The 25,570-nt window shown below is 64.9% G+C and carries 26 protein-coding genes; 11 read left to right on the top strand and 15 right to left on the bottom strand.

The annotated features are described in order from the left end of the window. Positions 1-4 precede the first annotated feature (4 nt). The 3 genes from trmD to WD006_RS03450 all read left to right on the top strand — a co-directional run bounded on the left by trmD (position 5) and on the right by WD006_RS03450 (position 2,081). Positions 5-787, top strand: a complete 783-nt coding sequence (gene trmD, locus WD006_RS03440; RefSeq protein ID WP_008643703.1) for a tRNA (guanosine(37)-N1)-methyltransferase TrmD — start codon at positions 5-7, stop codon at positions 785-787. Between the two features lie 74 nt (positions 788-861). Further along, positions 862-1,254 carry a 50S ribosomal protein L19 gene (rplS, locus tag WD006_RS03445; RefSeq protein WP_008643705.1) on the top strand — a complete coding sequence of 131 codons (393 nt, stop codon included), beginning with the start codon at positions 862-864 and terminating at the stop codon, positions 1,252-1,254. A 146-nt stretch (positions 1,255-1,400) separates the two neighbouring features. Then, entirely contained in the window at positions 1,401-2,081 is a 681-nt protein-coding gene (locus WD006_RS03450; RefSeq protein ID WP_029308321.1) for a CoA pyrophosphatase, read from the top strand. A 31-nt stretch (positions 2,082-2,112) separates the two neighbouring features. Here WD006_RS03450 and WD006_RS03455 read toward each other — a convergent pair whose 3' ends face one another. Next, positions 2,113-2,961, bottom strand: a complete 849-nt coding sequence (locus tag WD006_RS03455; RefSeq protein WP_029308320.1) for a sulfurtransferase — start codon at positions 2,959-2,961, stop codon at positions 2,113-2,115. A gap of 177 nt (positions 2,962-3,138) precedes the next feature. Between WD006_RS03455 and dnaE the strand changes: the two genes are divergently transcribed. Further along, positions 3,139-6,642 carry a DNA polymerase III subunit alpha gene (gene dnaE / locus WD006_RS03460; protein ID WP_425647943.1) on the top strand — a complete coding sequence of 1,168 codons (3,504 nt, stop codon included), beginning with the start codon at positions 3,139-3,141 and terminating at the stop codon, positions 6,640-6,642. Then, positions 6,635-7,897 carry a glycosyltransferase gene (locus tag WD006_RS03465; RefSeq protein WP_035832992.1) on the top strand — a complete coding sequence of 421 codons (1,263 nt, stop codon included), beginning with the start codon at positions 6,635-6,637 and terminating at the stop codon, positions 7,895-7,897. The genes dnaE and WD006_RS03465 overlap by 8 nt, the downstream gene beginning before the upstream one ends. Here the strand turns inward: WD006_RS03465 and WD006_RS03470 are convergent. Beyond that, the gene (locus WD006_RS03470; RefSeq protein WP_011515597.1) at positions 7,830-8,612 is read right to left on the bottom strand and encodes a glycosyltransferase family 2 protein; all 783 of its coding nucleotides are present in this window, start codon (positions 8,610-8,612) and stop codon (positions 7,830-7,832) included. The genes WD006_RS03465 and WD006_RS03470 overlap by 68 nt on opposite strands. A gap of 96 nt (positions 8,613-8,708) precedes the next feature. Here WD006_RS03470 and msbA point away from each other — a divergent pair, with 96 nt between their 5' ends. Both msbA and WD006_RS03480 read left to right on the top strand, forming a co-directional pair. Next, the gene (gene msbA, locus WD006_RS03475; RefSeq protein WP_035820263.1) at positions 8,709-10,475 is read left to right on the top strand and encodes a lipid A export permease/ATP-binding protein MsbA; all 1,767 of its coding nucleotides are present in this window, start codon (positions 8,709-8,711) and stop codon (positions 10,473-10,475) included. A gap of 84 nt (positions 10,476-10,559) precedes the next feature. After that, positions 10,560-11,144 (top strand): peroxidase-related enzyme, encoded by a 585-nt coding sequence (locus tag WD006_RS03480; RefSeq protein WP_011515599.1) that lies wholly within the window; start codon positions 10,560-10,562, stop codon positions 11,142-11,144. A 30-nt stretch (positions 11,145-11,174) separates the two neighbouring features. Here the strand turns inward: WD006_RS03480 and WD006_RS03485 are convergent, their stop codons facing one another. From WD006_RS03485 to phnG, 8 genes are all read right to left on the bottom strand, one after another. Further along, positions 11,175-11,693: a hypothetical protein gene (locus tag WD006_RS03485; RefSeq protein WP_011515600.1), complete on the bottom strand. Its 519-nt coding sequence runs from the start codon at positions 11,691-11,693 to the stop codon at positions 11,175-11,177. A gap of 235 nt (positions 11,694-11,928) precedes the next feature. Then, on the bottom strand, positions 11,929-13,128 hold the full coding sequence (locus WD006_RS03490) for an alpha-D-ribose 1-methylphosphonate 5-triphosphate diphosphatase (RefSeq protein WP_029308318.1): 1,200 nt from the start codon (positions 13,126-13,128) through the stop codon (positions 11,929-11,931). A gap of 19 nt (positions 13,129-13,147) precedes the next feature. Continuing rightward, positions 13,148-13,873 carry a phosphonate C-P lyase system protein PhnL gene (phnL, locus tag WD006_RS03495; RefSeq protein WP_011515602.1) on the bottom strand — a complete coding sequence of 242 codons (726 nt, stop codon included), beginning with the start codon at positions 13,871-13,873 and terminating at the stop codon, positions 13,148-13,150. Positions 13,874-13,875: 2 nt separating this feature from the next. After that, complete coding sequence (gene phnK / locus WD006_RS03500) at positions 13,876-14,652, bottom strand: phosphonate C-P lyase system protein PhnK (protein ID WP_029308317.1); 777 nt, start codon at positions 14,650-14,652, stop codon at positions 13,876-13,878. After that, complete coding sequence (locus WD006_RS03505) at positions 14,649-15,536, bottom strand: alpha-D-ribose 1-methylphosphonate 5-phosphate C-P-lyase PhnJ (protein ID WP_008643729.1); 888 nt, start codon at positions 15,534-15,536, stop codon at positions 14,649-14,651. Before WD006_RS03505 ends, phnK begins: the two co-directional genes overlap by 4 nt. Then, positions 15,533-16,654: a carbon-phosphorus lyase complex subunit PhnI gene (locus tag WD006_RS03510; RefSeq protein ID WP_011515605.1), complete on the bottom strand. Its 1,122-nt coding sequence runs from the start codon at positions 16,652-16,654 to the stop codon at positions 15,533-15,535. Before WD006_RS03510 ends, WD006_RS03505 begins: the two co-directional genes overlap by 4 nt. Before the next feature lies 1 nt (position 16,655). Continuing rightward, on the bottom strand, positions 16,656-17,273 hold the full coding sequence (gene phnH, locus WD006_RS03515; protein WP_011515606.1) for a phosphonate C-P lyase system protein PhnH: 618 nt from the start codon (positions 17,271-17,273) through the stop codon (positions 16,656-16,658). Between the two features lies 1 nt (position 17,274). Beyond that, positions 17,275-17,763, bottom strand: a complete 489-nt coding sequence (gene phnG, locus WD006_RS03520; protein ID WP_011515607.1) for a phosphonate C-P lyase system protein PhnG — start codon at positions 17,761-17,763, stop codon at positions 17,275-17,277. 183 nt (positions 17,764-17,946) lie between these two features. On the opposite strand from phnG, the gene phnF reads away from it, so the two are divergent. The 4 genes from phnF to phnN all read left to right on the top strand — a co-directional run bounded on the left by phnF (position 17,947) and on the right by phnN (position 21,312). Then, positions 17,947-18,681 carry a phosphonate metabolism transcriptional regulator PhnF gene (gene phnF, locus WD006_RS03525; RefSeq protein WP_029308316.1) on the top strand — a complete coding sequence of 245 codons (735 nt, stop codon included), beginning with the start codon at positions 17,947-17,949 and terminating at the stop codon, positions 18,679-18,681. A 92-nt stretch (positions 18,682-18,773) separates the two neighbouring features. Beyond that, positions 18,774-19,997, top strand: coding sequence for an alpha-D-ribose 1-methylphosphonate 5-triphosphate diphosphatase (locus WD006_RS03530; RefSeq protein WP_029308315.1), 1,224 nt, complete (start codon positions 18,774-18,776; stop codon positions 19,995-19,997). Beyond that, entirely contained in the window at positions 19,994-20,728 is a 735-nt protein-coding gene (locus WD006_RS03535; RefSeq protein WP_029308314.1) for a DUF1045 domain-containing protein, read from the top strand. The genes WD006_RS03530 and WD006_RS03535 overlap by 4 nt, the downstream gene beginning before the upstream one ends. Further along, positions 20,725-21,312, top strand: a complete 588-nt coding sequence (gene phnN / locus WD006_RS03540) for a phosphonate metabolism protein/1,5-bisphosphokinase (PRPP-forming) PhnN (RefSeq protein ID WP_011515611.1) — start codon at positions 20,725-20,727, stop codon at positions 21,310-21,312. The genes WD006_RS03535 and phnN overlap by 4 nt, the downstream gene beginning before the upstream one ends. Positions 21,313-21,464: 152 nt before the next feature. On the opposite strand, the gene WD006_RS03545 is transcribed toward phnN, so the two are convergent. The 5 genes from WD006_RS03545 to phnC all read right to left on the bottom strand — a co-directional run bounded on the left by WD006_RS03545 (position 21,465) and on the right by phnC (position 25,320). Further along, positions 21,465-21,932, bottom strand: a complete 468-nt coding sequence (locus tag WD006_RS03545; RefSeq protein WP_029308313.1) for a GNAT family N-acetyltransferase — start codon at positions 21,930-21,932, stop codon at positions 21,465-21,467. Beyond that, entirely contained in the window at positions 21,929-22,468 is a 540-nt protein-coding gene (locus WD006_RS03550) for a phosphonate degradation HD-domain oxygenase (RefSeq protein WP_011515613.1), read from the bottom strand. The genes WD006_RS03545 and WD006_RS03550 overlap by 4 nt, the downstream gene beginning before the upstream one ends. Beyond that, positions 22,465-23,277, bottom strand: coding sequence for a phosphonate ABC transporter, permease protein PhnE (gene phnE, locus WD006_RS03555; RefSeq protein ID WP_029308312.1), 813 nt, complete (start codon positions 23,275-23,277; stop codon positions 22,465-22,467). Before phnE ends, WD006_RS03550 begins: the two co-directional genes overlap by 4 nt. Positions 23,278-23,359: 82 nt before the next feature. Next, complete coding sequence (phnD, locus tag WD006_RS03560; RefSeq protein ID WP_008645163.1) at positions 23,360-24,340, bottom strand: phosphonate ABC transporter substrate-binding protein; 981 nt, start codon at positions 24,338-24,340, stop codon at positions 23,360-23,362. 125 nt (positions 24,341-24,465) lie between these two features. Further along, the gene (gene phnC / locus WD006_RS03565) at positions 24,466-25,320 is read right to left on the bottom strand and encodes a phosphonate ABC transporter ATP-binding protein (RefSeq protein ID WP_024570712.1); all 855 of its coding nucleotides are present in this window, start codon (positions 25,318-25,320) and stop codon (positions 24,466-24,468) included. Positions 25,321-25,570: the final 250 nt, after the last annotated feature.

The raw sequence follows: 25,570 nt of genomic DNA on the forward strand, positions 1-25,570 counted from the left end.
GCGGATGCAGTTCGATGTAATCACGCTGTTTCCCGAGATGTTTCGCGCGCTGACCGATTGGGGTATCACCAGCCGGGCAGCCAAGCAGCAGCGCTACGCGTTGCGTACTTGGAATCCGCGGGATTTCACCGTGGACAACTACCGGACGATTGACGATCGGCCCTATGGTGGCGGCCCCGGCATGGTGATGCTGGCCAAGCCGCTCGAGGATGCGATCGACGCCGCCACAGCGGCGCAGTCGGATGCAGGTGTTGGCAGGCCGCACGTGGTGCTGATGTCGCCGCAAGGCGCGACGCTGACGCACGAGAAGGTCATGGCGTTGTCGCAACGGCCCGGCCTGGTGCTGTTGTGCGGCCGGTATGAAGCGATCGACCAGCGTCTGATCGATCGTCGCGTGGACGAGGAAATCAGCCTCGGCGATTTTGTACTGTCGGGCGGCGAACTGCCGGCGATGGCGCTGATCGACGCGGTGGTGCGGCATCTGCCCGGCGTGCTGGGCGATGCGCAGTCGGCGGTCCAGGACAGTTTCGTCAATGGCCTGCTTGATTGTCCGCATTACACGCGGCCGGAAGAATATGAAGGTGTGCGGGTGCCCGATGTATTGCTCGGGGGTCATCATGCCGAGATCGAGAAGTGGCGGCGCCGGCAGGCGCTGGCCAATACCGCACGCAAGCGTCCCGACCTGATCGTGGCCGCGCGCGAGCAAGGATTGTTGTCCAAGGCCGACGAGAAGTTCTTGTCGGAACTGGCGGCGAAAGCAGGGCAGGAGTTCGCTCCCGCCAAGTGAAAACCCCATCCTCTGCCGGGGCCCAGCAAGTGTCTGGGGCATCCAACGCTGGCACGATGGTTATGGAGAAAACGATGAACATCATCGAGCAAATCGAGAAGGAAGAGATCGCGCGTCTGACCGCGAATAAGACCATCCCCGCATTCGCGCCTGGCGATACCGTTATCGTCAACGTGAACGTGGTTGAAGGTAATCGCAAGCGCGTGCAGGCTTACGAAGGCGTGGTGATCGCCAAGCGTAACCGTGGTCTGAACTCGTCCTTCATCGTGCGCAAGATCTCGTCGGGTGAAGGCGTGGAACGTACGTTCCAGCTGTACTCGCCGCTGATCGCCGGCATCGAAGTGAAGCGTCGCGGTGACGTACGTCGCGCGAAGCTGTACTACCTGCGCGAGCGCTCGGGCAAGTCGGCACGTATCAAGGAAAAGCTGGTGATGAAGGCCAAGCCGGCCGCCGTTGCCGCGGAATAAGCTTTCCCTGTCAGGCGCCGGGTAACTGGCGCTGTGCCGGATTGCGAAGGACACCCTCGGGTGTCCTTTTTGTTTGGCGGCGGCGCAACGCAATGCGTTCTTGCTGCCATGCAACATTACGCGCTTCTGTCATACTTGAAAGCGCTATGCGTCCAACATTCGATCCTGAAACGCTACCGATCATCGAGACCGATAGCCGCCACGCCCCCCTCTCCACGCCGCGCATGAGACCGGATTTCATCCGGCATCGTCTGCTTGCGCCACCGGCGTGGGAACCCGAACTGACCGATGAATCCCGTGTGTACGACCGGACCCGCGGCTTGCGTGAGGCGGCGGTACTGGTGCCCCTGGTTGAGCGTTCGGATGGTCTGACGGTGCTGCTTACTCAGCGCAATGCGAATCTGAATGCCCATGCCGGGCAGATCAGTTTTCCGGGAGGCGGGCAGGAAACCGACGATGCCAATCGCATCGCCACGGCGTTGCGCGAAACCGAGGAAGAGATCGGGCTGACCCGTAATTACGTCGAAGTGCTGGGATCGCTACCGGACTACATCACCGGTACCGGCTATCACGTCAGCCCCGTTGTCGGACTGGTGCATTCAGGGTTCACGCTCCGTGCCGATGAACGCGAAGTGGCCGATATCTTTGAGGTGCCGCTGGCATTCCTGATGGACCCCGCGCGGCATGAGCGCCGGTTATTCCGCTGGGAAGGCGGCGAGCGCATGTTCTACGCCATGCCTTATCCGCGCGAAGGCGGCGGTCAGCGCTTTATCTGGGGCGCGACGGCGGGCATGCTGCGCAATCTCTACCACCTGCTCGCGGCCTGAGCCGCGCCGCCGCCCGCGACGCCGGTCTTCGTCAGGCTGCGGCCTGAGTAGCGGTGTCGACGCAGTGGGGGCAGCTCTTGCCCACCACGTACCTCGGGTGCTGCTGCTCCTCGGGCGTCACCACTGCGCGGCACGCGAAGCACTGAACCGGGCCTGCGGGTTCCAGGTTCGGATTCAGCGCGGTCCGGTAGTCGAACACGAAGCAGTCGCCGTTGTAGTGGCTCCCACCGACTTCCTCGAAGTACTTCAGAATGCCGCCCTCGAGCTGGTAGACGTGGTCGATCCCCACTTCCTGCATGTGGATGGCGGCCTTCTCGCAGCGGATGCCGCCGGTGCAGAACGACACGATGGTCTTGCCTTCGAACTCGGCCTTGTTCTCCGCCACGGCCGGCGGGAATTCGCTGAACTTGTCGATACCGTACTCCACCGCCTTGTCGAAGGTGCCAACCGCCACCTCGAACGCGTTACGCGTATCGAGCATCACTACCGGGCGTCCGTCGTCGTCATGGCCCTGGTCGAGCCAGCGCTTCAGATCCACGGGGCGCACCGAAGGCGCGCGTCCGGCCTCGGGGCGGATCAGCGGCATCTTCATCGTGATGATTTCCTTCTTGGCGCGCACCAGCATGCGCTTGAAGGGCTGATTTTCTGACAGGCTTTCCTTCGGCGCGATGTCCGCGAACCGGGCATCGGCGTGGAGCCATGCCATGAACTCGTCGATTTGCTCACGCGTGCCGGCCAGGAACATGTTGATGCCTTCTGGCGCGAGCAGGATCGTGCCCTTCAGGCCAGCCTTGTCACAGCGATCGCGCATGACGGGGCGCAGGGTCTCGATGTCTTCGAGCGTGACGAACTTGTAAGCGGAAATATTGACGATCTGCATGGGTGACGCTGCCAGGGCCGGGCACCCGAAACGAGGGTGCTCGATAACTGCCTGATTGGAAAGGCGAAATTATAGCCCCTCAGGCCGCATCCCGACACCTCTTCGGGGGCGCCTCGCATTGCGCCTGCGCAAAAACCCCCAAGTGCGGCGATGGGGGAGCCGGTACAATGGCGCCCTATGTCCGCACCCCGCTTCGTACACCTCCGCCTGCACTCCGAGTATTCGATCGTGGACGGCATCGTCCGCCTCGACGACGCCGTCAAGGCCGCCGCCCGCGATGGGATGGGCGCGCTTGCACTGACCGACCTCGCCAACGCCTTCGGCCTGATCCGCTTCTACAAGGAGGCCCGTGGTGGGGGCGTCAAGCCGGTAGTGGGCGCTGACGTCTGGCTGACTAATGCCGAAGATCGCGACAAGCCCGCGCGCATGTTGCTGCTCGTGCAGGACCGCATCGGCTATCTGAACCTGTGCACGCTGCTGTCGCGTGCATGGCTTGGCAACCAGCATCGTGGCCGTGCCGAGTTCGAGCCCGGCTGGCTCGAGGAGCCGGGTGAGGAGGGCTTGCCGCTGGCCACCGGCTTGATCGCGCTGTCAGGCGCGATGGGTGGTGATGTCGGCCAGGCGTTGGCCAATGGGAATGTCGAGGCGGCACGCCGTGCTGCCGAGCATTGGGCCCGGGTGTTCCCGCAACGCTATTACATCGAACTGCAACGTGCCGGTCAGCCTGGCACCGACGCCTACGTGCCGCAGGCTGTGCAACTGGCCGCGTCGATGCAGCTTCCGGTGGTCGCCACGCATCCGGTGCAATTCATGACGCCGGACGATTTCACGGCGCACGAGGCGCGCGTCTGTATCGCGGAGGGCGAACTGCTCGCCAATCCGCGCCGCACGCGCAAGTTCACCACCGACCAGTACTTCAAGACCCAGGACGAGATGACCGCGCTGTTCGCGGATATCCCGTCGGCGCTGCAGAACTCCGTCGAGATCGCCAAGCGCTGCAACCTGACGCTGGAGCTGGGCAAGCCACGCCTGCCGCTGTTCCCGACGCCTGATGGCATGTCGCTCGACGACTACCTTGTGTTCATGGCCAAGGAAGGTCTCGAGAAGCGGATGCTGGTGCTGTTCCCGGACGAAGCCGAGCGCGAGAGCAAGCGTGCCGAGTACTACGCGCGTCTGGAGTTTGAAACCGGCACCATCATCAAGATGGGGTTCCCGGGCTACTTCCTGATCGTGGCGGACTTTATCAACTGGGCCAAGAACAATGGCGTGCCGGTGGGGCCGGGCCGGGGTTCCGGCGCGGGTTCGCTGGTGGCCTACGCACTTGGCATTACCGATCTCGATCCGCTCAAGTACGCGTTGCTGTTCGAGCGATTCCTGAATCCGGAGCGGGTCTCGATGCCCGACTTCGACATCGACTTCTGCCAGCACGGCCGCGATCGTGTGATCACGTACGTGAAGGAGAAATACGGCAAGGACGCCGTGTCGCAGATCGCCACGTTCGGCACTATGGCCGCCAAGGCGGCCGTGCGCGATGTGGGCCGGGTGCTGGATCTCGGTTACGGCTTTGTCGATGGCGTGGCCAAGCTGATTCCGTTCAAGCCCGGCAAGCTGGTCACGCTGGAGGAAGCGAAGAAGGAAGAACCGGCGCTGGCCGAACGCGAGCGCACGGAAGAGGAAGTGCGCCAGTTGCTGGAACTGGCGCAGCGCGTGGAAGGCATGACGCGTAACGTCGGCATGCACGCTGGTGGCGTGCTGATCGCCCCCGGCCGCCTGACCGATTTCTGCCCGCTCTACACGCAGGGCACGGACGGCATGAGCGGCGTGGTCAGCCAGTACGACAAGGACGACGTGGAAGCGGCCGGACTGGTCAAGTTCGACTTCTTGGGCCTGACCACGCTGACGATCCTCGACTGGGCCGAGCGGTACATCCGCCGGCTCGACCCGAGCAAGGCCGACTGGAACTGCCGCCAGATTCCGCTCGACGACAGTCCCGCATTCGACATCCTCAAGAGCGCCAACACGGTGGCGGTGTTCCAGCTGGAAAGCCGCGGCATGCAGGGGATGCTCAAGGACGCGAAGCCTGACCGCTTCGAGGACATCATCGCGCTCGTGGCGCTGTATCGTCCCGGCCCGATGGACCTGATACCGAGCTTCTGTGCCCGAAAGCACGGCCGCGAGAAGGTCGAGTATCCCGATCCGCGCGTCGAACCCGTGCTCAAGGAGACCTACGGCATCATGGTCTACCAGGAGCAGGTGATGCAGATGGCGCAGATCATCGGCGGCTACTCGCTGGGTGGCGCCGACTTGCTGCGCCGTGCCATGGGCAAGAAGAAGCCCGAGGAAATGGCCAAGCACCGTGACATGTTCCGCGAGGGCGCTGACAAGAACGGGCTGACCGCCCAGCAGGCCGACGACATCTTCGACCTGATGGAGAAGTTCGCGGGCTACGGCTTCAACAAGTCGCACGCGGCTGCGTACGCGCTGCTAGCCTACTACACGGCCTGGCTCAAGGCGCATCATCCGGCCGAATTCATGGCAGCCAACATGTCGCTGGCCATGGACGACACCGATAAGGTCAAGATCCTCTACGAGGACTGCCGCCTGAACAAGATCGAAGTGCTGCCGCCGGACGTCAACGCCAGCGAGTACCGTTTCGCGCCGACCGATGCGAAGACCATCCGCTACGGCCTGGGTGGCATCAAGGGTTCGGGCCAGGGGGCGATCGAGGACATCCTGCGTGCGCGGGAAGAGCGGCCATTCGACGACCTGTTTGATTTCTGCGAGCGCGTGGACCGCCGCCAGGTCAATCGCCGCACGATCGAGGCGCTGATTCGCGCCGGCGCGTTCGACAGTCTCAACGACAATCGTGCCCAGTTGCTGGCCTCGGTATCGATCGCGATGGAGGCGGCCGACCAGAAGGCCGAGTCGGCCAACCAGGTGTCGCTGTTCGACCTGATGGATGACGCCGGCGCGTCGCATCGCCCCGAACTGGTGGATGAGCCGCGCTGGACGCCCAAGCGCACGCTGCAGGAAGAGAAGCAGGCGCTCGGCTACTACTTCTCGGGTCACCTGTTCGATGCGTCGCGCGACGAGGTGCGCCGGTTCGTCAAGGGCACGCTTGCCGCGCTCGAAAAGGAAGTGCAGGGCAATGGCGGTGGCTACGGCCGCGACGTGCGTGGCAAGGTGATTGCCGGTGTGATCACCGGCATCCGTACCCAGATGACCCAGCGCGGCAAGCTGATCATCGTGCTGCTTGACGATGGCACCGCGCAGATCGAAATGACGGTGTTCAACGAGTTGTACGACGCCAATCGTCACATGTTCCGCGAGGACGAACTGCTGATCGCGCAGGGCAATGCGCGCCACGACACCTTCACGGGCGGCGTGCGCTTTACGGCGGATTCGGTGCAGGACCTGGTTGCCGCGCGCGCCCGCTACGCCGATGCCGTCTGCCTCGGCTTCAATGGCAACGCCTCGACGGAGCGCCTGCGCGAGCTGCTGACGCCGTACCTGGCCCACGTGTCGCAGACCCCCGGCGTGCCGGTTCGCATCAGCTATGTCAACAAGACCGCGCAGTGCGAGGCGATGCTGGGTGACCAATGGCAGATCACTCCTTCGGAGGAAGCGTTGACGAGCCTGCGTACCGCCCTGGGCGATACCGTGCGCGTGTTGTATGGCTGACCCGACGAAGGCGCTGGCCGCGCAGGGCGAGCGCAAGCCGCGCGTCCTGTTTCACGTCACGCACTTCCTGCACGGCGGGATCGAAACGTCGCTGGTGTCGCTGATCACCGCGCTGGATCGGGAAGGGTTCGAGATCGGCCTGACGGTGACGTATCCGTCCGAGGCGCTCGAGACCCATTTCCGCGCGCGGCTGCCGGCCGGCGTGAAGCTTCAGGTGCTGGCGCCCGAACGCTGGCTCTCGCATTGCCGCCAGCTCAAGAAGGCGCGCAAGCTCGGGCCGCTTGGCAAGATCTACGAGGAAGTGCTGCTGCCGCCCGTACGCAAGCCGCTGATGAATCGCCGCTTCCGGCAGGTGCTGGCGCAGGGCTACGACGTGGTGGTCGACTACGACATGTCGCTGTCGCGCATCACCGGTCCGCTGCCGGTCCCGATGATGGGATACCAGCACTTCAGCGTGGCGCACCTCGAGCGGGGTCATCGGCGCAAGCTGCGCAAGCTTCGGCACCAGTGCCGAACCGACTACGCAGCCGTGGTGATGCTGACCGACAGCATGTTGAACGATGCGCGGGCGCTGATTCCCGATGTGGCGGACAAGCTCGTGCGGCTCTACAACACCATCGATCTCGACAGCATCCGCGCAAGGGCGAACGCGCCGCTCGATCCTTCCGCGCAGCCGGCGGGACCGTACATCGTGTCCGTCGGTCGGCTCGAGGAAAGTCAAAAGGATTTCACGACGCTGCTGCACGCTTATGCGCAGCTTGCGAAGGAAGGTATCGACGAGGATCTGGTGCTGGTCGGCGATGGTGCATCGCGGCCGCAACTCGAGGCGCTGGCCGCATCGCTCGGTATCGCCGATCGCGTGACCTTTGCTGGCTTCCAGTCGAACCCCCATGCCTGGATTCGCAAGTCGCGGCTCCTGGCGTTCAGTTCGAAGATGGAAGGTTTGCCCAATGTGCTGCTCGAAGGGCTGGCAGTCGGGCAAGTGGTGGTCAGCACCGATTGTCCGACGGGGCCGCGCGAGATCCTCGACGATGGCCGCGCCGGGCTGTTGGTGCCGGTGGGCGATGCCGCGCAGCTTGCGGCGGCGATCAGGCGTGGCCTGCAGGACGCCGCGCTGCGCGAGTCACTGCTGGCCCACGCAGCGACCCATATCGAGCAGATGGGCTTCAGGCCGACGGCCGAGGCGTTCAGTGTGCTTGCGGATCGCCTGATGCGGCGGGCTGGCGTGCCGACTGTTGCAGCAGCCACAGCTTGATGTACTTGTAGTAGCTGGCCTGACCGTTCATCAGCGCGATGGCCAAGCCCTGCGGGCCGTCCAGAAATCCGCGGCGCAGCAGGTAGGTGCGCAGGAATGCCCAGCTGCCATGCAGCCACGCGCTGGCCGGCGTGGCGGTCTTGCCACGCTGGAATGCCTGCGTGGCGCCCAGCGTCGAATACTGGTCGACCTTGCGCAGCACCTGCGAGAAGTCGTCGTAGGTGTAGTGCAGCAGCGGATTCCGGAGGTGCGCGATCGGGCCGTCGGTGACGACGTTCTCGTGCACGAGGTCGTCGGTGAACCTGGCCTTTCCCACGCGGAACAGGCGGGTCAGGCGGTCGGGGTACCAGCCGCTGTGCCGGATGAAGCGGCCGCAGAAGCGTGACAGGCGGGGCATGTCGTAGGCGTCGGCCTGACCCGATGCGATGGCTGCCAGGATCTCGTCGCGCAGTTCTGGCGTTACGCGCTCATCGGCGTCGATGGAGAGTACCCACTCGCTTTGTGCCTTGGACAGGGCGAGGTTTTTTTGTGGACCGAAGCCGGGCCACGTCGCGGTCTGGTGGACCTCCGCGCCCATGGCGCGGGCAGTTTCCACCGTGCCGTCCGTGCTGCCGGAGTCCACTATAATCGCGCGGTCGCACCAGGAGACGCTCTCGAGGCACTCCCGGATATTGTGTGCCTCGTTTTTAGTGATCAGTACGACAGAGATTTTCATAGAGATGCTTGCAATGGGATTCCGCACGCCGACGCTGCCCGCCATTCTAGCGGCAGTCGCCCCGGCGTCCCTTTCCCGTTGGCAAGTGGAGCGAACGTGACCGACAACAAACAACAAACGCCCCAGGAATCCGATACCCTCAAGCGCGTCTGGGCCTATCTGAAGCCCGAGAAGCGCAACTTCGTGCTCGCCATCATCGCCATGGGCCTGGTGGCGGCCAGCGAAGGGATTATTCCGAAGGTCGTCAACGACCTGCTCGACAAGGGCTTCGGCGGCAGCTACGCGGGCAAGCTCTGGCATGTGCCCGCGCTGCTGGTGGGCGTGGCGCTGGTGCGCGGCCTGGCGCAGTTTGCCTCGGGCTACCTGCTTTCGCAGATATCGAACGGCGTGTTGCTGAAGATGCGTATGCAGATGTTCGACCGGATGCTGCACGCGCCGGCGCTGTTCTTCCACCGCAATACCGCTGCCTCGCTGATCAATGCCGTGATCTTCGAGGTGAACCAGGTGATGCAGATCCTCACTGGCGTGCTGATCACACTGGTGCGTGACTCGCTGACCGTGGTGGCGCTGCTGATCTACCTGTTCTACACGAACTGGAAGCTGACCCTGGTGGTGGCAGTGCTGCTGCCGGCGATCGGCTTCGTGATGTCGAAGGTCAACCGCCGCCTGCGTCGCCTGAACCGTGAGCATCAGGCGCTGACCAACACCGCCGCCTATGTGGTGGAGGAATCCGTGGGCGGGTTCAAGGTGGTCAAGCTGCACGGTGGCGAAGCGTACGAAATGTCGCGTTTCGAGGCGATGGCCGAGCGGCTGCGCGGCTACTCGATGCGCATGGCTGTGGCCGGTGGCCTGAATCAGCCCGTGACGGCGTTCCTGGCATCGCTGGCGCTGTCCGTGATCCTGACGATCGCGATGATTCAGGCGCAGGGCAACCAGACCACGATCGGTGGCTTCACCGGCTTCGTGATGGCGATGCTGCTGCTGATCTCGCCGCTCAAGCATCTGGCCGACCTGAACCAGCCGCTGCAACGCGGCCTGACCGCGGCCGAGATGATCTTCGGCCTGATCGACGAGCCGATCGAGCCGCAGAACGGTGGCCTGCCGCTGGAGCGGGCCCGTGGCGATCTGGTGTTCGACAACGTCGGCTTCCGCTATGGCGATGCCGCGCGCGCGGCGCTGAACCATGTCAGCCTGCGTGCCGCACCGGGCGAGGTCGTGGCGCTGGTGGGGCCGTCGGGTAGCGGCAAGACCACGCTTGTGAACCTGGTGCCGCGCTTTTTCGATCCGACCGAGGGTCACATCTTGCTCGACGGTCAGCCGATCGACCGTTTCGCGCTGGCCGACCTGCGTCGCCAGATCGCCTTCGTCAGCCAGGATGTGGTGCTGTTCAACGACACCGTGGCCGCCAATGTGGCCTATGGCGTGCATCCGCGCGAGAAAATCGATATGGCCCGCGTGGAACGCGCGCTGGCGGCTGCCTACCTGACCGACGTGGTCAAGGGGCTGCCGGAAGGGCTCGAAACGAACATCGGCGACAACGGCATGAAGCTGTCTGGCGGCCAGCGCCAGCGTCTGGCCATCGCCCGCGCGATCTACAAGGATGCGCCGATCCTGATCCTCGATGAGGCGACTTCGGCGCTTGACTCAGAGTCGGAGCGTCAGGTGCAGGCCGCGCTGGAATCGCTGATGGTCGGTCGCACCACGCTGGTGATCGCGCACCGCCTGTCGACGATCGAGAACGCCGACAGGATCGTGGTGCTGGAGCAGGGTCGTGTAGCCGAACAGGGCAGCCACGCCGAGCTGATCGGCAAGAACGGCCTGTACGCGGGCCTGCATCGCATCCAGTTCGCGTCACAGGCATAAGCTGTTCGTGATTCGACGGCCGTGACGAGGGGTCACGGCCGGGCATGTACCAACAGGGGAACATACCCCGCTGAGGAGACAGACATGACCCAACCCATCAGCCGTTATCCGGTTCCCGCCATCGAGAACCTGCCGGACGACATCCGCCAGCGCGTGCTCGAAGTCCAGGAGAAGGCAGGCTTCGTTCCCAACGTTTTCCTGGCACTGGCCCATCGTCCCGACGAGTGCCGCGCGTTCTTCGCCTATCACGACGCGCTGATGCTCAAGGAGACCGGCAGCCTGACCAAGGGCGACCGCGAGATGATCGTGGTGGCCACGTCGGGCGTGAACCAGTGTCTCTACTGCGTGGTGGCCCACGGTGCCATCCTGCGCATCTACGAGAAAAAGCCGCTTGTGGCCGATCAGGTCGCGGTGAACTACCTCAAGGCAGATATCACGCCGCGCCAGCGTGCCATGCTCGACTTCGCGATGAAGGTCTGCACGGACTCGCATACGATCGGCGAAGCCGATTTCGAGGCACTGCGCGCCCATGGGTTTGACGACGAGGACGCGTGGGACATCGCCGGCATCACGGCGTTCTTCGGGCTCTCCAACCGCATGGCCAACACGATCGGGATGCGTCCGAACGAGCAGTTCTTCCTGATGGGGCGCGTGCCGAAGGCCAAGTAGGGCGATTCGGCGGCTCAGCGGCTCAGCGGCTCAGCGGATCTGCGCGCAGCCGCCGTTCTTCGGGTCGAACAGCACGGGCCACGCCTGGTCGTAGATGCCCGGCGTGCAGTGCTTCTCGCATCGGGCATGGGCCAGCGTGATACGGCGCGGGTCCTGCCACACCATCAGCGTGCAGCCGCTGCCATCTATCGCATGCAGTTCGATGTGTGGCGTCTGCTGTACCTGCTTGAATTCCGACAGGTCGAAGTGGCACCAGCCACGGCGCGATACCCACAGCTTCCAGGTCAGCGTTTCCACGGCATTGTGCGAGACACGCACTGTCGCGTCCTCGCGGAAACCATCTTCCTCGGTGCGTCGGCAGATGCCAGAGATGTCGATCTCGTGCGCCGCGATCGGTGTGGCGCGCACGGCGATTTCGGGGGTCTTCGAGGGGTAGGGTGCGGGCAGCTGGCCGGTGTAGGTGGGCGGCCCTTTCGGAGCGAACGGTTCGACGCAGGCGGCGCACAAAAAAACAGCCAGCATGGCTGGCATTGCATTTCTTAACGTCATATCGGCCCCCTTCACGCGACCCGTTCATCTACTGTAGGGGATGCCGCTGCAAAGACCAGCAGGATATGTTCCGTGGAAGTCCTAGCGCATGGGCGGTGGAGCGGAACCTATACTCAACAGATGTGCCCGCGTCGGGGGCACCCGCCATCGCCCCCGGCCTCTCTCCCGCCTGCGGGAGCGAGGCCGGAGGAGAGGTCGGGAGAGAGGGCGAGGCCTCGCATTGGCCGATCACATTTCAAGCCACCGCTCGCATCTCGGCGGCACGCGGCGCAGCAGGCTGCACCATCGGATATCCCGCCGCGAACACCAGACGCCCGGCCGACCACGTATGGGTGACCAGCGGCTGCCCGGCAACGCTGCCCACGGCGATGACGTCGGCACGCTTGCCCGGCGCCAGCCGGCCGCGATCGTCCAGCAGGCAGGCATCTGCCGGATTGGACGTGACCAGTGCCAGCGCCCGGTCGAGCGGAAGGTCGGCGAGGCGTGAGGCGGCGAATGCCGCCGCGATCAGTGTGGACGGCTGGTAGTCCGAGCAGAGGATGTGGCCGACGCCGGCGTGAATCGCATCGATCGCACGCATCGAACCGCTCTGGCTCTTGCCGCGCAGCACGTTCGGCGCGCCGAGGATCGTCGGGAGCGCGTGGGCCGAGGCGGCCTGCGCCGTCTCCACATTGATCGGAAACTCGCTCATGCGAACCCCCAGCGCGTGCATTGCGGCGATGCGTTGCGGAGAGTCGTCGTCGTGGCTGGCGGTGGGGATGCCGAGTTCGTGCGCCTTCGAGACCAGACGGTTGACGCGCTCGGTTGCGCCGGCCAACTCAGCCGATTTCTTCGCAGCCGCGTCGGCGGCTTCCTCGCGGCTCATGCCGTGATTGCCCATCATGTACGACAGGTAAGCATCGAGCGTTTTGAACTGACCCTGGCCCGGCGAGTGGTCCATGACCGACAGCAGGTCGACCACGCCTTCGGCCATCAGCATCTCGAGCACTGGCACGGCGGCGTTATCGGTGACTTCATAGCGGCAGTGGATGCGATTGTCGACGAGGCTGTGCGCGCGATACGCGGCCACGGTACGCACCAGCGTCGCGGCGGTCTCATTGTTGCGCACGCCGAACTGGTTGCTGGCGAACGACAACGCGTGGTACGGCGTGGTGATGCCAGCTGCGGCATTGCGGCGGTCGACCTGCGCCACCGCGAAGTCGAGCGGAAACAGCACATTGGCGCGGGGCTCGGCTTCCTTTTCGATCGCGTCGCAGTGGACGTCGATAAGCCCGGGCATCACGGTGTGGCCGCGCAGGTTGATGACCTCGGTGTCGGCTGGGGCGGAGGCTGGCTCGATGGCGGCGATCTGGCCGTCGGCGATCAGCATCGCGCTGTCGTGCAGGACGCGATCCGGCAGTACCAGCGTCGCGTGCGTGAGGTAGGTGGTAGACATGTCCGGTTCCAGTTCAGGTTCAGGCAAGCGCCGTGGCCGGCTGCAGCGGCAGCATGCGCGTGGCCACCGCATCGCGCACAGCCTCGTCGTGGAAGATGCCGATCAGCGAGCGGCCTTCGGCCAGCGCTTCGCGGATCAGTTCGATCACCACCGCCCGGTTGTCGGCGTCGAGCGATGCGGTGGGCTCGTCGAGCAACAGGATCGGGTGGCCACCGATCAGGCCGCGCGCGATATTCACGCGTTGCTGCTCGCCGCCGGAGAACGTGGCGGGTGGCAAGTCCCAAAGTCGGCGTGGCAGGTTCAGCCGTTCGAGCAGCGTCGCGGCGCGGGCGCGGGCTTCTTCGTGGCTGGCGCCGCGTTGCTGCAGCGGATCGGCCACCACGTCGAGCGCGGAGACGCGCGGGATGGCACGCAGGAACTGCGAGACATAGCCGATCACATCGCGGCGCAATTTGAGCACGCGTTGTTCCGGGGCGTTGGTCAGTTCCACCCATGGCTCGCTGGCCTCGCTCGTGTCGCGCAGGCGGATCGTGCCTTCGGTTGCGAGGTAGTTGCCATAGAGGCAGCGCAGAAGCGTGCTCTTGCCGGTGCCGGAACGGCCGGACAGCACGAGGCATTCGCCACGCGAGGCGTCAAAGTCGATAGCGCGCAGCACGGGCAGGCGAATGCCGCCCTGGTTGTGCAACGTGAACATCTTGCCGAGGCCGCGGACCTCAATCAGTTTCTGGTTGTTGGCTTGCATCATGATCATCCCTGCAGGATGGAGGAGACCAGCAACTGCGTGTACGGATGCTGCGGGTCATCGAGGATCTGATCGGTCAGGCCCTGTTCGACCATGCGGCCGCCCTGCATGACCAGCGTGCGGTGCGCGAGCAGGCGCGCCACGGCCAGGTCGTGCGTGACAAGGATCGCGGCCAGGCCCAGGTCGGTGACCAGGCGGCGCATCAGGTCGAGCAGCCGGGCCTGCACGGAGACATCGAGCGATGCGGTCGGCTCGTCCATGAACACCAGGCGTGGATGGGTGACCAGGTTGCGTGCGATCTGCAGACGCTGCTGCATCCCGCCCGAGAACGTGGTCGGCACATCGTCCAGCCGGGAGAGGTCGATCTCCATTTTCTCGAGCCAGGCGCCCGCGATCTCGCGCAGGTCACCGTAGTGGCGATTGCCGACGGCCATCAGGCGCTCGGCGATATTGGCGCCGGCGCTCACCTGCATCCGCAGACCATCGCGGGCGTGCTGCCGCACGAAGCCCCAGTCCGTGCGGGCCAGCAGACGCATCCGCGCGCTCGACAGTCCGGCCAGATCGGTCAGCCCCGATTCGCGCATGTCGTAGCTGACGCTGCCGCGCTGCGCCTTGACCTGCATCGACAGGGCTTGCAGCAGCGTGCTCTTGCCCGAGCCCGATTCACCGACCACGCAGAGCACTTCGCCCGGATAGAGATCGAAGTTGACATCGTGGCAACCATGCACGCCGTCCCAGGTGTGCGTCAGGTTGCGTACGGAGAGCAGAGGCGTCGCGTTCATTGGGCACCTCCTGCGGCCTGCTTCACAGCTTGCGCGGCCTGGCGGTCGGCGCAGTACTCGGTGTCCGAGCACACGAACATGCGCGTGCCGGCATCGTCGGTGATGATCTCGTCGAGATAGCTGTCGGTGGCGCCGCATTGCGCACAGCAGCTCGACCACTTTTCCACGGTGAACGGATGATCGACGAAGTCGAGGCTCTTGACCGTGGTGTACGGTGGCACGGCATAGACGCGCTTCTCGCGCCCGGCGCCAAACAGCATCAACGCGGGGCTACGGTCGAGCTTCGGGTTGTCGAACTTGGGGATCGGCGAAGGCCGCATCATGTACCGCTGGTTGACGATCACGGGGTAGTCGTAAGTGGTGGCGATATGGCCGTGATGGGCGATGTCTTCGTAGAGCTTCACGTGCATCGAGCCATATTCGGCCAGCGCGTGCATCGTGCGCGTTTCGGTTTCGCTCGGCTCCAGCCAGCGCAGCGGCTCGGGAATAGGTACCTGGTAGACCATCGTCTGGCCCGCGCTCAGCTTCGTTTCCGGAATACGGTGACGGGTCTGGATGATGGTGGCGTCGGTGGTGCGCTCGGTCGTCTGCACGCCGGTCACGCGGCCAAAGAAGCGGCGGATGTTGATCGCGTTCGTGGTGTCGTCCGATCCCTGGTCGATGACCTTGAGCACGTCCTGGCGGCCGATGATCGCGGCGGTCACCTGGATGCCGCCCGTGCCCCAGCCATACGGCAGTGGCATTTCACGGCTGCCGAACGGCACCTGGTAGCCGGGTATCGCAACGGCCTTGAGCAGCGCCCGGCGCAGCATCCGCTTGGTCGATTCGTCCAGATAGGCGAAGTTGTAGTGTTCGTCGCGTGCGACGGTAGCGGTGGCGTTCATGCCAGCGACTCCTCCTGGGGTTGGTCTTCGGCCGGCGCATCGGTGGCCGCGCCCTGTTGCTCGGCGCGCAGCCGCCGCAGCAGTTCGAGGTTGGCCTGGAAGTCCACGTAGTGCGGCAGCTTCAGGTGCTGCACGAAGCCGGACGCTTCGACGTTGTCGCTGTGGTACAGCATGAATTCGATATTGTTGGCCGGTGCGTCACCTGCCTCGCCGAGTTCTTCCGCGCGCATCGCGCGATCGGCCAGCGCCATCGACATCGCCTTGCGCTCGTTGTAGCCGAACACGAGACCGTAGCCACGCGTGAGTCGCGGCGCTTCGTCGGCGTTGCCCGCAAACTGGCTCACCATCTGGCATTCAGTCACTTCCACTTCACCGATGGTGATGGCGAAGCCGAGTTCCTCGATGAACATCTCGACTTCGGTGCTGCCATAGCGGATCTCGCCGGCGAACGGGTGCGAATTGCCATAGCCGCGCTGCGTGGAGTAGCCCATCGACAGCAGAAAGCCTTCATCGGCGCGCGCCAGGTTCTGCAGGCGTGCGGGACGCTCGGCGGGGAACGTCAGCGGTTCGCGTGTCAGGTCCGGCGGGGCGGGGTCGCCCGGAGGAATCGCGTCGGCTTCCACCAGCGATTCGGCTTCCAGCAGGCTGGTGACGCGCGGCATGTTCGGAGCAAGCGGTTCTGGCGAGGGCGGTAGCGGCGCGGGGTCGCGGCCCGCTTCGAGCGTGAAGTCGAGCAGCCGCTGCGTGTAGTCGTAGGTCGGTCCGAGGACTTGTCCGCCGGGCACGTCCTTGAACGTCGACGAGATTCGGCGCTGCAGGCACATCTTGCCGGTATCCAGCGCCTGGGTATAACCGAAGCGCGCGAGCGTGGTGCGATAGGCACGCAGCAGGAAGATCGCTTCGATTTGATCGCCGGCAGCCTGCTTGAGCGCGAGCGCGGCCAGGTGTGGGTCATAGAGCGAACCCTCGGCCATCACGCGCGATACCGCCAGCGGCATCTGTTCGCGGATTTGTTCGAGTGTGATCTCCGGTACCGACGTGTCCCCTCGACGATAGGCGTCGAGCATCTGGTAGGAGTTCAGGATGGCGCGTTCGCCCCCTTTGACGGCTACGTACATCTCAGTCCTCCACGTGCGTGGTGCGCGTCATCGCGCAGAATTCGTCGCCGCTGGCCAGCAGCAGGTCCACGCCGAGCGGAAAGCCCGCGTTGTTGGCGCGCCAGCTTGCGCGGAAGTCCGCGGGCAGGCCGGTCACACACAGCGATTGCGTGGTTTCGATGCCGGGGCCGCGCAGCGTGAGCGTGTCGCCCGCGTGCAGCGAGGCGACTTCCACGAGCAGCGTGGCGGAGCGGTCCGGGTAGGCGGGCAAGCCCTGCGCGCAATCGGCGAGCGCGGGCATCGCATGGCCGGCGGGGACGCAGACGAAGGTGGCTTCGCCCAGGTTATCCACGAGCGGGCAGCCGCAATGGAAGCGCAGGAACGCGCGCGCGGCCGCGGGCACATCGGCGGGCAGCCAGACCGGGGTGTCGGGGTCCGCCAGCGTCAGCAGCAGGGCGGTCAGCGCGGGGGACAGGCCCTCGGGCTGGCCGCTCGTCACAGGCAGCGTTTCCAGGCGGCCCGGATGGGCGAATGCTTCGAGCGCCGCTCGGAACACCTGTTGCGCGTCGTCCACGGGATTATCGAAACCCGGCAGCAGCGATGTGGCGGGGGCGGTGGTCATTGACTGGGTGGATGGCATCTCAATCCTCTCCGCGGGCCATCGTGAAGAATTCGACGCGCGTTTGCGCGGCGGTGGCGGCCTGGTGGGCCGCGCGCTCGGTCAGGGTCTGTGCAAGTGGCGCGATGACCACGTCATGCACGCGCTGGTGCCAGGCCGGGCGCTGCAGCAGTGCGTCGAGCACGGCGGCCTGTTCGGCGTGGCGCGTGCCGCGTCCCTGTATGTAGGCCACGCCAGCCGTGGCGGCTTGGCCTTCGGTCTCGTCGAGCACCACGGCGCAGCGCGTGACGGACATCTCACCCAGATTGAACTGGGCACCGGTGCCACCCGCGCGGGCCCGGACCATCGCCATGCCCGATTCGGGCTTGCGCAGCAGTCGGTAGCCGGGCAGTGCCGCCACGTCGCCGAGCCGCGAGTAGGCCGCATCGAGCGCATCCGTTTGGGCCAGCGCCAGAATCCTCAGCCACGCGGCCCGTGCCGCGTTGGCCTGGTTGGCGGTTTCGCTTTGCATGATCACCCCTATACGTCTATACGTTTAGATGTACACTAACACAACACGGCGATACTAGAACACAGGCACATGAACGTTTCGTGACGGGTCGGGCCTTTCCTCGGACACGCAACATCGGCGCCAAGGCATGAGGCACAATCGCACGCTATTGGTGAATGCTTGATGACAACAGGGCAAGGCAAGATGTCTGATCGGGAAGTCGAACGGGGTTCCGGCGTCGCCGTATGGCGGCAGATTGGCGAGGCGCTTGCGGAGGACATCCGCAACAAACTCTATGGGCCGGGCGAGCAGTTGCCGCCGGAACCGGAACTGGCCTCGCGCTTCGCTGTGAACCGCCATACGATCCGGCGCGCGATGGGTGAGCTCGAACTGAGCGGCCTGGTGCGGATCGAGCAGGGCCGAGGCACCTTCGTGCAGGAGCACGCCATTGATTACGCCATCGGGCGTCGCACGCGCTTCTCGCAGAACCTGGCCGCGCAGGGGATGCGCGGGCACGCGGAACTCGTCAATAGCCAGATCCTGCGCGCGCCGGAAATCGCCAAACATCTTGGTCTGTCCCGTACGGCGGAGATTCTGCATGTGCAGATGCTCGGCAAGGCCGAAGGGCGCACGGTCGACGTGGCCGAGCATTACTTCGATCCTAAGCGTTTTCCCGGTTTTGAAGACAAGGTGAACGAGACACAATCGATCTCGCGCACGCTGGCGAAGTACGGCATTGCCGATTACACCCGCAAGTGGTCGCGCATCACGGCGGCCATGCCGAGCGCCCCGGTGGCGCGATTGCTGAATCAGCCGAAGACGCGGCCTATCCTGCAAGTGGAGGCACTGAACATCGATATTGACGGCGCCCCCGTCCAATACAGCATGACGCGCTTTGCCGGCGACTGGGTGCAACTCACGGTCTCCGATCAGGATTGAAATGACGCATCACCCCGCGGTTGCACGCGGGGTGATGCGTACGTATTGGTCTAGACATCCGTCTGTCATCTACCAAAGCTAACGTATTGCCCATGCATACGATCTCTCAAGCATCATCGACCCCGCTCGCGGGGATCACCGGCCGCCGCGTGATGGGCGCCGACGGCATCGGCCTGGCAACGTTGGGCATTCATAACGGCAGCGTGATGGCGCAGCCACCCGCAAGTGGCCCCTGCATCGACGCGGGCGACCTGCTGGTGCTGCCGGGCATTGTCGACATTCATGGTGATGCGTTCGAGCGTTCCGTGATGCCGCGTCCCGGCGTGAGCTTCCCGTACGGAGCCGCGCTGCTCGACGTCGACCGCCAGTTGCTCGCGCACGGCATCACGACCGAGTTTCATGGCGTGACCCTGTCGTGGGAGGGCGGCTTGCGTGGCGAGGCCTACGCGCTGCGCATGTTCGATGCGCTGGCCCAGTTGCGGCCCGTGCTGGGCGCGGAGCACAAGGTGCATCTGCGCTTCGAGGCCTATCACCTCGCTGGCGTGGAGACGGCCTTGTCGTGGATGGCGGATGGCCGTGTGGCCCTGCTGGCGATCAACGATCACCTGCCGACCATGGCTCGCCGCATGAGTGACGAACGCAAGCTCGTGCAGTACGCGGAACGCGCCGAGTGCGATACCGAGACATTCCGCAACCGTCTGCGCGCAGCCAGCCGAAATGCGCAGGAAGTGCCTGCCGCGATGTCGTGCCTGATCGCCGCGGCGCTGGCCGCGAACCTGCCGGTTGCATCGCATGATGATCCCGACGTGGCGACGCGCCAGCACTATCATGCCCAGGGCTGCCGGATCGCGGAGTTCCCGCTGACGGTGGAGGCCGCGACGCTGGCACGCCAGATCGGCGACGAGACCGTTTTCGGCGCACCCAATGTGCTGCGCGGCAAGAGCCATACGGGCGCGCCTAACGCCACGGAAATGGTGGCCGCCGGCCTGTGTTCGGTTCTGGCTTCCGATTACTACTATCCCGCGCTGCTGCAGGCCGCATTCAAGCTCGCGCAGCTTGGCGTGTGCTCGCTGCCCGAGGCGTGGCACCTGGTGTCGCGTAATCCGGCACGTGCGACGGGTCTGCGCGACCGTGGCGTGCTCGCGCCGGGAATGCGCGCCGATGCGATTCTCGTCGATGACAGCCAGCTGGGATTGCCGCGTGTCTGCGCCACCATCGTGAATGGTGAGGTGCGCCATGCGTCCGGCGCGCTGTCGATGACTGACCTGGCGGATCTCGCCGACGTAGCCGGCGCTCGCGGCAGCCTGGCGGCATGACGATGCAGGCGCACCGCTACGCGATCTATCTCGCGCCCGCCGAGCCATTTCGCACGTTCGGCGCGCAATGGCTCGGCCGCGATGCCGACACCGGAAATCCAACGCCGTTGCCGGCGGGCATCGCATCGCGTCCCGCCGAGTGGGTCAAGGCCCCGGCGCACTATGCGCTGCACGCCACGCTGAAGCCGCCATTCCGGCTGGCCGATGGTACCGATGCGCCCATGCTCGACGCCGCCGCCCGCGCGTTCGCACGGGAGCGCGCCGCGTTTGACGCGCCGCTGACACTGTGTGCCTTGCGCGGGTTCCTGGCTTGGTGCCTTGACGATGCGCGGGCGCAGGGCGGCAAGCGGATGCATGAGCTTGCCGACGACTGCATGCGTGCCTTCGACCATTTCCGCGCGCCGGCCACGCCGGAGGAAGTGAGCCGGCGACGGCCCGACCAACTCACGGCCGCGCAGCGCGAGATGCTCGACGCCTGGGGCTATCCGTACGCGTTCGATACGTTCACGTTCCATATCACGCTGAGCGGCATGCTAGATGCCGACAACGAGGCCGCCGCGTTCGCGCAGCTATCGGCCAGCAGCGGCAGGTTGCTTGAGGGCCCGCTGCATGTCGATGCCATCAGTCTCTTCGTCCAACCCGAGCCCGGCGCGGATTTCATCGTCGCACGTCACTACGGCTTCGATGGCACCACTGTCGACGGCGCGGGTGTCGGCTATCTTTCGGCATGACCACACGATTCCACTCCGGCTCCGCGCCTGATGGCAGCGGGCTGTTCTATGTGATGGGCCCGTCCGGCAGCGGCAAGGATTCGCTGCTGCGGACCTTGCGCGAACGGCTGCAGCGCGATGATCGTATCGTGGTGGCGCATCGCTATATCACGCGTGCCGCCGACGAAAACGAGGCATCGGTCGCGCTGTCGGCGGACGAGTTTCACCGCCGCGCGGATCTTGGCTGCCTGGCGCTGCACTGGAATAGCCACGGCTTGCACTATGGCATTGGCGTGGAGATCGAGCAGTGGCTGGCGCAGGGCATCAAGGTTGTCGTCAATGGCTCCCGAGAGTACCTGCCGCAGGCCGTGGCACGCTATCCGCATCTATGCGCGGTGCATGTGCGCGTGACACCCGAAGTGCTGGCCGCGCGTTTGCGCCAGCGCGGGCGTGAGTCGGCAGAGGGAATTGCCCGGAGGCTGGCACGCGCGGCGCAGCCGTTCGATGTGCCGCCTGGCTGCCGGGTGGTCGAGATCGACAATAGTGGCGAACTGGCCGATTCGGCCGATGCATTCGCGCGGTTGGTTGGCGCTGTGGGGGATTGAGCACAGCCTGTGTCCCCCGGCTTCTCGCCACTACGCGGGAGAGGGGGAACATCAACGGTGCTTCGAATCCTGGTGGCTTGCACCCTTTCCGCACATGTGGGAGCGTGCCCGGAGGAGAGGGCACGCGTTTGAGCGATGCCCCCGGGTACGACTCAAAGCGCCGTACTGAAACTGATCCCGTGCTCGGTGAACCCGAGCTGCCGATAGAACTGATGCGCCTGCAGGCGCCGCGCATTCGATGACAGCATGAGTTTGGCCGCGCCGGCTTCACGCGCCAGTCGCATGGCTTCCTGCATCATCTGCCTGCCGATTCCACGGCCTCGCGCAGCCGGTGCGACGACCACGGCTTCGAGTATCGCCTCGGGCCGTCCGTCGTGCACCATCACCGGAAACACCAGCAGGCTGAACGTGCCGAGCGGCACCCCGTCCGCATCGAACATCAGATAGACGCGGTAGTCCGGGTAGCGACGCATCGCGGCAAAGCGCTCGCGCATGGTCGCGAGCGGCAGCGGTGTCTCGTTATCCATCGTCGCCAGCAGGGCGGACAGGTGCAGCAGCTCTGCGTCGACGCCTTGCACTTCGCGGAGCTTCAGCGCTGTGGAGAAATCGGCTTCGCTCATGCAACGCGGACACAGCGTGCCGCCATGTCGAGATAGTGGGACAGGGTAGGGGTCTGCAGATCCACCACCTTGGCCAGGTCGTCGTAGCGGCGCAGACGCACAGCGGCGTCGGCGTGCGCCTGCGCGGCGAACACGCTGGCCTGTTCGCCGTCGTACGGCCCGCCCTGCAGCGAGAGGCTGTGCACGGATACCGGCGAGAGCGTGTCGAAGTACGCGGGATCGACTGCGCACAGATAGCGCTTGGCCGCCACGTGCATTCGCACCGGCTCGGTGACGTCTTCGCCGAACAGGCTGGCCAGCGCGTCGGCACCGGTTTCCTGGTGGCGCATGTCGGTGGTCAGGCTTTCGGCCAGCATCAGGTGGCCGATGTCGTGCAGTAGCGCCGCGACGATCAGCGGTTCCGGATCGCCAGCCTGCTCGGCAAGCAGCGCACACTGCAGCGCGTGGGCGGTCTGGCTGATGGCCTCGCCGCCGTAGTACGCGGTGCCATGGTTTTCAAACAGCGCGGCGATGCTGGACAGGGTCAGCGTGGTCATACGAGCACCTTGCGGATCTGGGCGGAGACGATGTCGAGGCCGGTCACGAACACGATGATGATGATCATCACCGCACAGGTTTGCGCATATTGGAAGCTGCGGATGATCTCCCACAGCACGGTGCCGATGCCGCCTGCGCCGACAATGCCGACCACCGAAGCGGAGCGCACGTTCGACTCGAAGCGATACAGTGCGAACGACAGCCACAGCGGCAACACTTGCGGAATCACGCCGTAGACGATTTCTTCGATCGGGCCGGCGCCCGTGGCGCGCACGCCTTCGACGGGGCGCGGATCGATCGCTTCCACGGCTTCGGCGAACAGCTTGGCCAGCACGCCCATGGTGTGGATCCAGAGTGCCAGCACGCCGGCGAACGGTCCCAGACCCACGGCGACGATGAACAGCATCGCGAAGACCATTTCATTGATCGCGCGGCAGGCATCCATCAGACGGCGGGCGGGTTGATAGATCCAGGGCGGCACGATGTTGGCCGAGCAAAGCAGGCCGAACGGCACGGCCATGACGACGGCCAGCGCGGTGCCCCACAGCGCGATTTGCACGGTGACGAGCATCTCGTCGAGATAGGTGTGCCAGTCGCGGAAGTCAGGCGGAAAGAAGTCGGCGGCGAACTTGGCCATGTTGCCGGAGTCGCGAAACAGGTCCATCGGACGCATGTCGGCACCTTGCCAGGACATGGCGAGCGTGGCCAGTACGATTGCCCAGATCAGCATCACGGAAAGGGAATTGCGCGGCGGCCGGACGGTACTCTGGGGTGTGGGCGGCAGGCCGGGCTTGGCGGTGGCGGTCATGGGCAGTCGGAAGAGGTAAAGCTGAAGCGGAAAATGCAAAGCCGATGGCGACCCGAGTGGCGCCATCGGCTTCAGGCGAGGCTTACTGCGTGCTGCTGGCGCGGTCGAGTTCGGCCAGACGGCGCGAGACGTCGGCCAGCTTCTTTTCCTTGTCGGCAGCGGCCAGCGTGCTGTCGGATTCGATCTTGGCCTTTTCCTTGGCCAGTTCGATCTGACGGATCGGCACGAGCTGGGCATCGGTCGAGACGCGGAAGCCCTGGTAGGTCAGCGTAGCCAGCGCCTGCTTTTCGCGCGCGGCGTCGGCGCCCTTGCCGTAGTTGACGAAGAAGTCCTGGATCTTCTTCTTCAGCTCGGGGGGCAGGTCCTTGCGGTAGACCAGCGGATCGGCCGGGATCAGCGGCGACTTCCACAGCACGCGCACGTCGTCATAGGCGTTCTTGCCCGTGTTGATGCGATAGCGCTCGAAGTTCTCGGTGTTGTTCACGGCCACGTCCACCTGTTTGTTCAGCACCGACAGCAGGTTGGTTTCGTGGTTGCTGATGCGCACGGCCTTGAACAGCGTCTTCGGATCGACCTTGTTGGCGGCCCACAGGTAGTAGCCCGGCACGGCGGTGCCCGAGGTGGAGTTCGGATCGCCGGCGCCGTAGGTCAGGTCCTTGCCGCGCTTGATGACGTCCTCGACCGACTTCAGGTCGCTATCCTTGCGAGCGATCAGCAGCGACCAGTAGCCCGGGTTGCCGTCCTTGTCGATCACCGATGCGAATACTTCGCCGTTGGCGCGGTCCACGGCTTCCATGGCCGACTTGTTGCCGTACCAGGCGATCTGCACTTTGTTGAAGCGCATCCCTTCGATGATGCCGGCGTAGTCCGAGGCGAAGAACGGCTTGACCTGCACGCCGAGTGCGCGGCTCAGGTCGTCGATCACGGGCTGCCAGGCGGACTTCAGGTTCGACGACGTTTCCGTCGAGATGATGCCCATGTTCAGGGTCTTGACGTCCTGGGCGAAGGCGGGCAGCGCGACGACACCCGAAGCGACCACGGCGAGGAAAGTTCTGCGAAGCATCGATGACTCCGTTTGGAAAGGCTGAAGGTAAATGCGGGTTGGGTGAATCGGGTATTCGGGTCTGACAGTGCGAGGCCGGCGATGCGATGCGATGGGCTGGCGTGGTGAGGCGTGCGAGGCAAGCCTCAGGCCGCGGCCAGATCCATCCTGACCATCACCGGCGCGGGCACGCCTTCGGCGCAAGAGGGGGCCTCTGGCACGCTGTCGTGCAGTAGCTCGTCGGCCTCGCTGCCGTACAGGTCGCGCAGCATCTGCTGCGTCAGCGCGGCGGAGGGCCCGTCATAGACCACCTTGCCGTGACGCAATGCCACTACGCGCGGGCAATAGCGCATCGCCACGTCCACCTGATGCAGCGACACCACCACGGCGACTTTGCGCGTGCGGTTAATCTGCGCCAGTTGCGACATCACGCGACGCGACGATTCCGGATCGAGCGAGGCGATCGGCTCGTCGGCCAGGATCACTTGCGCGTTCTGCACCAGCGTGCGGGCGATCGCGGCACGTTGCTGCTGCCCGCCCGACAGGGTCGAGGCACGCTGAAACGCATAGTCGTCTATACCAACCTGAGCAAGCGCATCGAGTCCGGCTTGTACTTCGCTGGCCTTGAAGATGCGGAGCAGGCTGCGCCATTTCGGCACGCGCGTCAGCATTCCCACGAGCACATTGGTGATCACAGGCAGGCGGCCGACCAGGTTGAACTGCTGGAATACGAATCCGATGTCCGCACGTACACGGCGCACATCGCGGGCCAGACGTCCGTTACGCTGCACCGTGCGGCCGTTGACGAGGATCTCGCCCGAACCGGCATCGCCCGTGACGAAACCGGCCACATGGCGCAGTAGCGTCGATTTGCCCGAGCCCGATGCGCCCAGCAGCGCAACCATTTCACCCGGGGCGATTTGCAGCGTGACATCGTCAAGCGCCTTGCGGTCCGCGCGGAACGACTTGCTCAGTCCGCGGACTTCAATTGCATGCGTCATGTCGACTCCTTCCTTGAATGACAGGCGCATTCTGGGGGCCGACAGTGACAGAACGATGACGCCGGTCGGCGTCATTCCCAATGGCCGATCACGGATAGAACATTCCCTTAGTGTCCCGGCATGTCAAATTGATGTCCCGAGCAGTCAAATCGACATTCGGTGAGCCCCCATACTGCTTGACGCACCGCCGGATTCTGGAGGGAAAAACGGCGGGCTTCCGATAGAAAACCAGGCAGTTGTGACAGGGCCC

This window comes from Cupriavidus sp. Met-2 (assembly GCF_049843575.1).
Lineage (GTDB): Bacteria > Pseudomonadota > Gammaproteobacteria > Burkholderiales > Burkholderiaceae > Cupriavidus > Cupriavidus metallidurans.